The 8,600-nt window shown below is 57.1% G+C and carries 15 protein-coding genes and 1 pseudogene; 1 reads left to right on the top strand and 15 read right to left on the bottom strand.

The annotated features are described in order from the left end of the window. The 13 genes and pseudogenes from Abin_RS08115 to Abin_RS08170 all read right to left on the bottom strand — a co-directional run. Positions 1-379, bottom strand: a pseudogene (locus Abin_RS08115) (hypothetical protein); the annotation flags it as partial. A 175-nt stretch (positions 380-554) separates the two neighbouring features. Continuing rightward, the gene (locus Abin_RS08120) at positions 555-3,101 is read right to left on the bottom strand and encodes a DUF927 domain-containing protein (protein ID WP_048845858.1); all 2,547 of its coding nucleotides are present in this window, start codon (positions 3,099-3,101) and stop codon (positions 555-557) included. Continuing rightward, positions 3,098-3,445, bottom strand: a complete 348-nt coding sequence (locus Abin_RS08125) for a hypothetical protein (protein ID WP_048845859.1) — start codon at positions 3,443-3,445, stop codon at positions 3,098-3,100. Before Abin_RS08125 ends, Abin_RS08120 begins: the two co-directional genes overlap by 4 nt. Positions 3,446-3,577: 132 nt before the next feature. Next, positions 3,578-3,790 carry a hypothetical protein gene (locus Abin_RS08130; RefSeq protein WP_048845860.1) on the bottom strand — a complete coding sequence of 71 codons (213 nt, stop codon included), beginning with the start codon at positions 3,788-3,790 and terminating at the stop codon, positions 3,578-3,580. Between the two features lie 11 nt (positions 3,791-3,801). Next, positions 3,802-4,047, bottom strand: coding sequence for a hypothetical protein (locus Abin_RS08135; protein ID WP_048845861.1), 246 nt, complete (start codon positions 4,045-4,047; stop codon positions 3,802-3,804). A gap of 728 nt (positions 4,048-4,775) precedes the next feature. Next, positions 4,776-5,084 (bottom strand): SANT/Myb-like DNA-binding domain-containing protein, encoded by a 309-nt coding sequence (locus tag Abin_RS08140; protein WP_048845862.1) that lies wholly within the window; start codon positions 5,082-5,084, stop codon positions 4,776-4,778. Then, positions 5,081-5,344 carry a hypothetical protein gene (locus Abin_RS08145; RefSeq protein WP_048845863.1) on the bottom strand — a complete coding sequence of 88 codons (264 nt, stop codon included), beginning with the start codon at positions 5,342-5,344 and terminating at the stop codon, positions 5,081-5,083. The genes Abin_RS08140 and Abin_RS08145 overlap by 4 nt, the downstream gene beginning before the upstream one ends. Next, positions 5,337-5,465 (bottom strand): hypothetical protein, encoded by a 129-nt coding sequence (locus Abin_RS15840; protein ID WP_255319433.1) that lies wholly within the window; start codon positions 5,463-5,465, stop codon positions 5,337-5,339. The genes Abin_RS08145 and Abin_RS15840 overlap by 8 nt, the downstream gene beginning before the upstream one ends. After that, the gene (locus Abin_RS08150) at positions 5,462-6,019 is read right to left on the bottom strand and encodes a hypothetical protein (RefSeq protein WP_048845864.1); all 558 of its coding nucleotides are present in this window, start codon (positions 6,017-6,019) and stop codon (positions 5,462-5,464) included. The genes Abin_RS15840 and Abin_RS08150 overlap by 4 nt, the downstream gene beginning before the upstream one ends. Beyond that, entirely contained in the window at positions 6,016-6,282 is a 267-nt protein-coding gene (locus Abin_RS08155; protein WP_048845865.1) for a hypothetical protein, read from the bottom strand. Before Abin_RS08155 ends, Abin_RS08150 begins: the two co-directional genes overlap by 4 nt. Further along, positions 6,275-6,517 carry a hypothetical protein gene (locus Abin_RS08160; RefSeq protein ID WP_048845866.1) on the bottom strand — a complete coding sequence of 81 codons (243 nt, stop codon included), beginning with the start codon at positions 6,515-6,517 and terminating at the stop codon, positions 6,275-6,277. Before Abin_RS08160 ends, Abin_RS08155 begins: the two co-directional genes overlap by 8 nt. After that, the gene (locus Abin_RS08165; RefSeq protein WP_048845867.1) at positions 6,514-6,744 is read right to left on the bottom strand and encodes a hypothetical protein; all 231 of its coding nucleotides are present in this window, start codon (positions 6,742-6,744) and stop codon (positions 6,514-6,516) included. The genes Abin_RS08160 and Abin_RS08165 overlap by 4 nt, the downstream gene beginning before the upstream one ends. Next, positions 6,741-6,914, bottom strand: a complete 174-nt coding sequence (locus tag Abin_RS08170; RefSeq protein ID WP_170237875.1) for a hypothetical protein — start codon at positions 6,912-6,914, stop codon at positions 6,741-6,743. Before Abin_RS08170 ends, Abin_RS08165 begins: the two co-directional genes overlap by 4 nt. 112 nt (positions 6,915-7,026) lie before the next feature. On the opposite strand from Abin_RS08170, the gene Abin_RS08175 reads away from it, so the two are divergent. Next, positions 7,027-7,296: a helix-turn-helix domain-containing protein gene (locus tag Abin_RS08175; RefSeq protein WP_048845868.1), complete on the top strand. Its 270-nt coding sequence runs from the start codon at positions 7,027-7,029 to the stop codon at positions 7,294-7,296. Between the two features lie 483 nt (positions 7,297-7,779). On the opposite strand, the gene Abin_RS08180 is transcribed toward Abin_RS08175, so the two are convergent. Together Abin_RS08180 and Abin_RS08185 are read right to left on the bottom strand one after the other, a co-directional pair. Beyond that, positions 7,780-7,977: a hypothetical protein gene (locus tag Abin_RS08180; RefSeq protein WP_048845869.1), complete on the bottom strand. Its 198-nt coding sequence runs from the start codon at positions 7,975-7,977 to the stop codon at positions 7,780-7,782. After that, the gene (locus tag Abin_RS08185; protein WP_255319434.1) at positions 7,974-8,462 is read right to left on the bottom strand and encodes a RusA family crossover junction endodeoxyribonuclease; all 489 of its coding nucleotides are present in this window, start codon (positions 8,460-8,462) and stop codon (positions 7,974-7,976) included. The genes Abin_RS08180 and Abin_RS08185 overlap by 4 nt, the downstream gene beginning before the upstream one ends. Between the last annotated feature and the right edge of the window lie 138 nt (positions 8,463-8,600).

Genomic DNA, 8,600 nt, shown 5'->3' on the forward strand with positions numbered 1-8,600 from the left:
GTTTGCCGGTCTCAGGGGCGCGTCGTATTCCTGACTGCTCGCAATGCCTGGCAGGTAATGACTCTGGCTGCGGTGGTTCTGATGTCGCCTCCTGCTCATGTCCTTGGCTGGCTTGTGCGGTCAGGTGTTTAATAATCTGCTCACGGCCAGCTTTCAGCAGGTCCAGAAGATCGGGCGTGATTGCCGCCTTATTGCCCCGTATGACTGGCGTGCCATCGTTCAGAACAATCTCACAGCCGAGGAAATCCAGCTCCTTAATCAGAGCGGCGGGATTTATTTCTGCGGGTTCGGAGTTGTCCGGTACGGGAAGCGAACCAGAAGCGTCTGCCTGTTTGTCTTCGGCCCATTCCATCAAAGCCGATAAAGCCTTGCTCACCATGCCAAGGCCCTCCGGGTATTGTAAAAAACTGTCGGGATTGTCGGGACTGTCGGGAGCACCCTAAAAAATGGCAGTTTCCAGCCACTTTTTAGTGTCACATCCGGTCCCGACAACTGCGGTGTGCTGTCGGGACTGTCGGGAGCGGGAGCATAAGCCCCGCTTTCGGGAGGGCGTATCATGCTGCCTCCCCGTCCAAAATAGACCCAGAAAGCACATACACACGGTAGCGGCCATCGTTTGGAATCTTTCTCTGAACGGTCGGGTTTCTCCCATCCCCCGGCAAAAGATAGCCAGCATCACGCAGAACATTGGCGGCGCGTTTGTGGTCTATCCCCTTGCAGACATCGTTTTTCCACCCCACAGGCAGCACCCAATATTCCCACTGACTGCCTTCTGGCGTGTCCACGCGCTTTCGGTAGCCAGCACGGGAGATAGTGCGGGCGTGCGGGTTTTCCGTCCCTCCATCTTCCCCACCCAGAAGGGTAAACCGGCTTTCCCCGTGCTGTTCTATGAAGGCCCGGACCTGCTCTATCGCTTCCCGGTCTTCTGCGGCATCGGTTCCCCCGCGTTCAGTAAGCCATGACTGAAAGCAGGTCTTGGCTGCCTGTGTTGCGTCACCGCGCCCCCATGGCAGAACCCCATAAGCGGTTGCCAGTTCACCGGCGGCGGCCACCAGCCCGAAGCGGCGCGCGACCGAACGCACCTGTCCCGCCACAGCCCCAGACGGCAGACAGTCTTTTTCAAACCCGTCCACCAGCGTTTTCAGGCTTTGGGTCAGACCGGCTTCATCCTCGTCCCGGTCTTTGACCAGCGCATCCAGATAAGCGCGGCTTGCTGTGCCAAAGTAGGTGCGGGCTGCCACGCGGATATGGTCAGCCAGTTCGCCGCCGGAAGAAAAGCAATGCAGGGCCTCAAACATTCCCATGCCAGCCCCGGCATCAGCCTGCACACTAACAAGGCGAACCTCCTGTCCCGCCATGGCACGGCGGCCCGCCTCCCCCATTTTGGTTGCAAGTGTCACTTCACCAGTGGAGATAAACGAGGAACGCCACGTCTTGGCGGTGCGCGCCTCGCCGTTGCGGCCAGCCCGTTGCTTGCCGGTATTGTTGGCAAGCATGTAGGTAATATCCCCCACTTCACGGCTATCTGCCTGTCCCATTTCGTCCAGAATGAGGAGCGTATCTGAGGTCTCGGACGCGATGCCTTCCGTTCCGTTTGTCGTGCTTCGCCATGAGCGCACCATGCCGTCACGGTCGCCTTTGCCCCAGACGGAGCCAGCAGCATAAAGCGCTGTGGATTTACCGGTCTGGCTCGCTCCGACAATATGAAAACCGCCTGACTGCTCTCCCAGAATGTCCAGAAGTGGGCCACAGAACGCAACCGAAAGTGTCAACAACAGACGACTATTGCCACGGGCATAAGCGGCAATTTTCCTTTGCCATTCTTCGAGCGTTCCGGCTGTCGCATATTCTGAACCGGAAGCGGCACGGGTTGTCTGAAATGCGACTGCCCTCCGACCAGACCCAAGAGTCACCCCGTTCGGCAGAACGAAGACCGGCCCCTGTTCCGTTTTGTGCCAGCCCGAACTGGTTACGCACCGAAGGCGGGTCTTGGTATGAACAGAGGCGATAAACTGGCGAAGGTGACGGGTTGCTGAAATGTTGCAGTTCAGGCCAGCATCTTCCAGTTCTCCTGCAATGTCCTTCCCTTCGCCATGAACCATCTTTTTGGGAATTGCCCACTGGTGAAAGCGCCGGTCACGATCAAGCCAGTTAATCAAAAGGCCCCAACCCAAACCGCTATCGTCCCGCGTTTCTGCAATCACCTCAAACGGTGCTGAGACCCAGAGCGGAACAGGAGGAAGCTCACCTGTGGCTTCAGGGGTAAAATAGAGGCCCCGACTGGTCATGCTGTAACCGGGGGGCATCTTCACATTTGATTCTGCCAACGGTGCCTGATCCACCAATAGGCGGAGGATTTCGAGAGCGGGAATCTCATCCCCGTTGGTCATTTCAAGCGGCAGATCATCCGCTAAATCCCAACCGTCCGGCAGGCCATCAGGCACTTTCACCATATGGACCGACTGCGCCCCGGCATTGCGGAGGGCATCAATCGCGGTGTCAGCGTATTTCACCCCCGGTGCATCATTGTCCGGCCAGATCGTGACCTTGCGACCGGCAAGAGGTGACCAGTCAGCAGAGCCCACAGAGGTGCTGCCTCCACTGGTGATAACTGCCATATCCGGGAAAAGAGTGCAGGCCGCATCGGCAGCTTTTTCACCTTCCACCAGAAGAACGGGCGCATCAGGCTTCCCGGCCAGCCGGTCCAGTCCGTAAAGAGGGAGAGGCTTTGCGGGCTGCTTCCAGTGCCAGCCCGTGACATCGCGCTGTTTCCCGTTCTTATCGGTCCAGACGCGGCGGCCATACGTCAGCGGGCGCACTTCCTTTTTCGGGATGCCGTCCGCATCAACTGCCCCACTGTAACGAAAACGAGCGAATAGAGGCCGCCCCTCCGCGTCCCGATATACCCACATATCTGTGGCGTTGCTCGGCTTCTCCGGTTCGGAGGGAGCAGGGACAACAGGTTCCCAGACCTCCGCATCAGGGTTCTGATTCCCCCCACCGAGAGCTTTGGCCTTCTCCCTGTCTGTATCTGTCAGGGGCTTGAACAGACCGTTATCATCCACACAGGCCATAGCTAGAGTAGTTTCAGGCGTGCTCATTCAACACCGCCTTTCAGGCCAAGCATTTTTGCCAATTCACGGGCTGCTTCGTATTGAGTGATATCCGCCAGATAAGCCGCAAGAGAGATAGGGTCACCCCCGCGTGCGTTTGCTTCTGCAAAGTCTGCCCAGCGGCCAGTGTTCAGATTGACACTGAATGAACCGGGCTTGCGGTCGCCACGCTTGGGATTGCGAGAAACCCATTCGTGTCCCTGTTTCTTCCCATCCGGCAGCCACCGCATCAGCAAAGCGGGAAGCGCACCCAGTGCGGCGCGATTGATTGTCTGGAAGTCTATTGCCCCAGTGTGGGCAGAGTCCGGGCGTAAGTGGCTTTTGTGCGCCATGCTTGCTAGTCCTGCATAGGAACCAGCCGCCTTTCTGTTGCGTGATGCCTTGTGAATCCTGTATAAGAAGACAGCGGGTCTTCATAATACAGAACCAACACAGCCACCCCTCAGAACAGGCGGGTGGCTGTTTCATTTCGTGATGATTGCGGCGTTAGGCAGGGACTCAATCCACGCCATACCCGCCCGAAAATCTATGACAGTTTTCCGACCAATCTTCTTAGCCTTCAAGACGCCTTCGCCCAGCTTGCGGTAGGTGTCTGTCCGAGACATGCCGGTGCGTTTTAGCCATGCGTCAACCGATACATAGTGCGGCGCGTCATGCTGCGGTAATGTCGTGCTCATCAATCCCCCCCTTACGCTGCTGGGTGGGTGTGACGGCGGCGACCCAAGGGCAGCCGGGACGCGATCAGGGGAATGTCAGCCCGGCGCACAAAATAGGTGCGGCCAAACTTCTGCACGGGAATGGCCCCCATTGCAGCGCGGGCGTATGCGGTGCTTGCCGCATAGCAGGCAGCGCCGCTGTCTTTTCCCAAAATGTCTTTATTGAGTTCTGCCAACGCCTCGGTAAGAGGCAAAAAATCATGGTTTTCTGCTGTCATTATATGCCGGTCCAATCTGTTCGGTAAGGATTGGACGGGGCGGCGCTAGGTGCATTGCCAGATTGAAACCGGCGCTATGGCGCTGTTTGCAAATCCAACAAAGTACGGATACAGAAAAGAAGCTGGCCTCTAATTCAGCGGCCCTTCTGTACGTGCCCGGCCTAGCCGCCGCTTCCGTCCAGTATGGTGCTACCACCTCGGAAAACCGCTCTTGGTGCTGGTAACACCTTGGGCGGTTTTTCTTTTGGTGGCCCCGATTCCTGTGAGGGGAATCAAGACACGATGTTTTCGCAATGTTCACTCCTCCCTATTGCCAGAAAACCAGCCTCGTAGCCAAGAGCACATTCTCTTAAAATCGTCCAAAATGGCGCTGTGTGACTTTTAGTCACATGGCCGCCGTGACCACTACCTTAAATCGGTTAAGGTAACTCTGCGGGCATCCTGTGGGCAAATAGAGGCATATTTGTCCTGCGGGGGTATCCCCATTTGGGAATCATACCCATGACTAGAACAACCAGAAGAACGGCGGGAAACTGCGGTTTGCTCAATGTGAGTTTGTAACATTTGGTGTAAAAAATTCGGTGCCTGGTGTAGTTTTTTGTAAGAAAACCTTTCGTCTATCTCTTTGAAAAGATGTGCGTATTTGCTCACTTTTGCTAAGCATCCCTCACGCGATCACAAAATATTTCAGAGCGCAAAAACGGTAATATTTAAGAGGCCCGTATTCCTCAACCAGCAGCCTCCCGCTCCATTCCCTGCCATAGCCCCCGCATGACAATGGGATGCCCCACCGGCAAAGGCTGGCTGTCAGGTGCCCGCTCGGCGCGAATGGCTGACACTTTAGGCGTGACTGGCTCGGCCTGTTGCTGCGGTGCGGCTTTGACTGGCTTGCCCGTGCATTGCTCATACTGGAAGCGGCACATTGTATCCGACCGGCCAAGGTGACGGGCGATTGCCCGCCACGCATGGCCCTGATTACGGAGGGACACCACAAGGTCGATCTCTTCTCGTGCCCACGTCTTGCGGCCATCGGTCATGACAAGCCCTCATCTATCGCCACGCACCGGCGCTGCATTTCACCGGCAAGCCATTCCAGAGCCTGCCCTGCGGAATCCATAGTGCCAGGATTGTTCGGCTTCCCGGCAAGGTCACGGCCAACGCTGGCGATGCAGTAGGAAATGGCACTCAGGTTCCAGCTTGCCTCTTGCAGCAGGTGAAGCCGGTCAGGTGTCGCCACGGAATTTTTGCCACGGTGGCAAGTTTTGCGTCGTTGTGACGCGAAAGCCTGTCTAGCCATGCCGCCATTCCTTCCCGGCCAGATGGAATGTGAAGCGGGCCAGCGCCGTAGTAATGCGGAAGCAGGCGCACGTCAGGGGCAGCAGGAAGAACAGCGCCATGTCTTTGAGGAAGCGGGTCATGCGAGTTCCTCCTGCTTTGGTTCGGGCTTGGCGTTGGCGGCGTGCAGCATCTGCCAACGCTGCATGGCCTCGCTGCGGATAATCGCACGGCTTCCCGGTGCCTTGCGTCCGGCCTGCTCTATCTGGTGCAGTAAATCGGCATCAGTCGCACCGCGCTGGAATAGATGGTCAGTCAGTTCCCATCCTGCACCCCATAGAGGCTCTGCCTCTTTCCCGTCCGGTCCTATTCTTTGCAGATAGTTTGCCAGATCACCTTCCGGCGTTTCCAGAGTCAGGCCGCTCGGTGCTGGTCGGGTCCAGTCCCGTAAGGGCTTGTCATGGAGCGCAGACAGGCAGGCGCATCGCTGGCGGGCTTCGGTTATGTCGCAATCATGCGACAGTTCCAGCCATGTATCATCATGGAACACCACACACGGCCAGAAGTCCCACTTCTCCGGGGCATCTGCGTATTGCATGTCCAGAATGAACAGCCCTTTGACACAAGCCCATTCAATGCGGGCGGCAATGTCGGGCGCATATTCGGCATCCTTGCCGCTGCTAATCAGTTTCTTCATGGGGTTTCATCCGGTTGCATCCAGCCGGGAGCGTTCCCGTCACCAGATAGGGCGGCCAGTAGGTCCAGTTTGTCTTGCAGGCGGCAGCCAAGCCAATGCAGGGCATCGGGGCATGTAATCTCCGCCCCATCAGCAGCGCCCTTCGCGGCTACTTCCACGACAAGATCAGCCATCATCCGTGCATCGTGCAGAACCACGTCCGGGATTCTGAGGTTCTTTACACTTTCCTGTTCAAAAGCCGTCAGGGGTGACAGGTCAGTCATGGCTGGCCCGCCGTGCATTAAAGCCCGCAATCTCCCCTAGACGGTCCAGCGTCATGCACAATTCATCTGCCAGCCAGTGCCGCGCCTGCGGATAAGATATGTCATTCTTCGGATTGGTCAGGTCCAGAAGCGCAAAGGCAACTTGCTCGGCCCTGCGGAACAAAAGGCGCTGGTCTCTGTATGTCAGAAGGTGATCTTCCTCGGCCTCGGTCATTGGAGGGTTGAGGGCGGTCATCGCACGGCCTCCGCGTGCTTGGCGTCTTCTGCGGCCACATCAGCCCCGTGCCGGATATAGGCCGACAGGAACAAGGCGACCCCTCCGCACATATCCGCGTCCCTATCGCTAGGGCCACCGGTCTTATTGCTGAGATAGTCGGTCAGGGCGTCACAGACCACTGCAACGCGGCGCTGGTGGTCGGCCTGCCAGTTCAGGGCATAGGCTGCACGTTCCAGAGGGGTCATTGTGCCACCCCCTGAGTATGCGCGGCCCGGCCCGATATGACCGGATCAGGCGTTGCCAGTCCCAGCAGGGCCAACGCAACCAAGGCCGGGGCCATGAGAGCGGGAAGTGTTGTACATACGGTATGGAATGCCCATGTGCTTATGGGCGTGCTATAGGCACGGTTAGCCATTGCCGAAACTCCTGTTCGGTTGTGGTTAGGCCGGGTGTGGGAAGGTGGTAGCTCCCCATCCGGTCGCTTAAGCTCTCTTGCGAGGTGTCCCCATTGATGGCATTGTCATTTTATGGATGCAAGAAAAAAAGTCATCAGAGGTGGCATTATACCCGCCCAGATTAGAGCGGCCCGTGCCTTGGTGGGCTTAACACAGGATGACTTAGCATCCGCAAGCGGCCTACCTAAGCGTACCATTGCGCGCGTCGAACTGGCAGAAGTTTCCCCCCGCCAGTCCACACTTTCCTCCGTCCGCGCCGCCCTAGAGGCCGCCGGGGTGGAGTTCATTGAAGAGAATGGTGGCGGGGCTGGTGTTAGGTTGAGGAAGGACGTGGCCGGATGAGAGCGTTAGCTATATGCACGTTCGCGCTGTTTGCGGCGGCGTTTCTTATTGTGGCAGTCACCATCGCACTCGCCCCGGAACCTTCCGGCGGCTGCACACTCGGCATCTGCTTCTGACAAGCCGCTTATATCTTGCGCTATGAACGCCTCTTATGCCGTGTAAGCCACATAATGGTGACGGCATCAGACGCCTTGGCTACGGCCATACACACCAAAAAACCTATGGCCGTCATACCCACAATATCTATCATCACGCGGCCTTCCCATAATCCCAAGGCTGAAGCGTTTTTGATGGGGGGGTAGTTCCACTTGCATGGCAGATAGGCCCTGATAGCGGAGCACTTCTCACATCTGGGTGTGCTCACCAAATTGGGCGGGCGCAAACCATCATTGGCGAGATTGCTTATTCTGTAAGGCCAATTCAGCCTTTGAGGGGGTCTCGTTCTCAGAAACGCGACCGGCACTGGGATATTCCCCGAGGCCCCTACCGGCTTTCCGGTATCCCCATCACCCGCGCCCGGAGGGCTTCAAACCGCTCAATCTGGGCGGGGCTTGGCTTGCGGGGAATGCGTCTCTTGTAGGGTGAGCGGGGATTCCTGCCCACCACCGTTACGGTGGCACCTGCACCTTCATGAAGCAGGCTCAGACGTTTGGGCACGTCCCGGCCATGTTTGCCAGTCATAGCGGCCGCACTTCAATCACAGTCACGCTCTCCGGCCCGTAACGGCGCGATAGGATGGCATCCACAATCTGGGCATCATCCTTCCAAGCGATACCATTCAGAGCATCAGCGGCAGTCTTCATCTGATTGTCTATGTCCGGCCTGCTGGTCGGCAGTATTCGGCCTGCCAGCGCATCCGCTGTCTTCTTCCTGCTCCATGACGGCGGAGGGGCAATGTTTATTGTCAGGGAAACATGCAGCGGGCCACTCAGGCATGGCTTGCCGATCTGCTCCATGGCGTGACGCTGGATATGCTTCTCGGCCTGCACCGTTTTTGCATCTGTGAAGGTCCGGCCATTACCAAAACGCGGGCGTCCTTTGGCCCTGAGCAGGCCGGGGATGGTGATGCGGTAAACAGGGGAGGCATGGGCAGGAGTTTCCATGTCTGAAAGCATAGTACGGGATAGGCTGCCGGTACAACGCAAAGCGGCCAATTGCTTACTCAAGAACCTGATAAAACCTGAAATTCAATGATGGGAAATGTTGAAGAATGTTGAAGAATGTTGAAACGGAATGACTGAAAAAAACTGAAATCACCACATTATTTCATACGCGCAAAAATGGCCGTTTTCTGCGGCTTTAAT

It is taken from the genome of Acetobacter indonesiensis, assembly GCF_000963945.1.
GTDB classification, from domain to species: Bacteria; Pseudomonadota; Alphaproteobacteria; order Acetobacterales; family Acetobacteraceae; genus Acetobacter; species Acetobacter indonesiensis.